2 protein-coding genes are annotated in these 729 nt (G+C 72.3%); both read left to right on the forward strand.

Annotation, left to right across the window (positions count from 1 at the left end; all coding sequences use genetic code 11):
- The coding region (locus BVU99_RS08795) for a hypothetical protein (RefSeq protein ID WP_244590497.1) at positions 1–216 on the forward strand (216 nt) is incomplete at its 5' end.
- A gap of 14 nt (positions 217–230) precedes the next feature.
- On the forward strand, positions 231–587 hold the full coding sequence (locus tag BVU99_RS08800) for a cupin domain-containing protein (protein ID WP_099724080.1): 357 nt from the start codon (positions 231–233) through the stop codon (positions 585–587).
- The last annotated feature ends 142 nt before the right edge of the window (positions 588–729 follow it).

Below are 729 nucleotides of genomic sequence, written 5' to 3' on the forward strand. Positions count from 1 at the left end.
ATCGCGGACCTGATCCTCGGCAACGACACCGAGATCGCGAGCCTGCCGTGGGTGAACCACCGGGTGCGCAAGTGGGAGCCGGAACCGCTGCGCTGGATCGCGACGAAGGGCCTCTACGCGGCCTACGGCATGGCTGACCGGGCCGAACTGGGCGGGCGGTCGAAGACCTCGCCCATCGCCCACGTCGCCGACGTGATCACCGGCCGCGGCCACTGAGCGGGAAGGACCCCATGAACGACAGCATCCCCACCATCGCCGCGCACGGCACCGCCGCGCTCGACCTCGGGCCGCACGCGCCCAAGCCGACCGCACTGACCGAGGGCCTCACCGAGGCCGGCCTCGCCGTCTGGGCGCGCGGCCCCATCGAGACCGGGCTCTGGGAGTGCCTCCCCGGCGACTTCACCGCGTTCCGCGACGGCTACACCGAGATCTGCACGATCCTCTCGGGCCGCGTCACCGTCGAAGCCGACGGCGAGGCCCCGACCGAGTTCGGCCCCGGCGACATCATGGTGATGCCGTCGGGCTGGCGCGGCGTCTGGCGCGTGCACGAGCCGCTGCGCAAGCACTACACGACCGTGACCGACTGAGCGGAGCGGGCCATGTCCACGGGACGCGAACGCGCGATCGTCGTCGGCGGGGGAGCCTGGGGGCTTCCCGCCGCACTGCGACTGCAGGAGCTCGGCTGGCAGGTCACACTGCTCGAACGCTTCGAGCCGGGCGGGCCGTACA

It is taken from the genome of Serratia sp. OLAL2 (assembly GCF_002752475.1).
In the GTDB taxonomy this organism is placed as follows: domain Bacteria; phylum Pseudomonadota; class Gammaproteobacteria; order Enterobacterales; family Enterobacteriaceae; genus Serratia; species Serratia bockelmannii.

Coding starts and splice junctions, on each gene's coding strand:
- BVU99_RS08800 (WP_099724080.1), top strand. CDS start 231: ATGAACGACAGCATCCCCACCATCGCCGCGCACGGCACCGCCGCGCTC.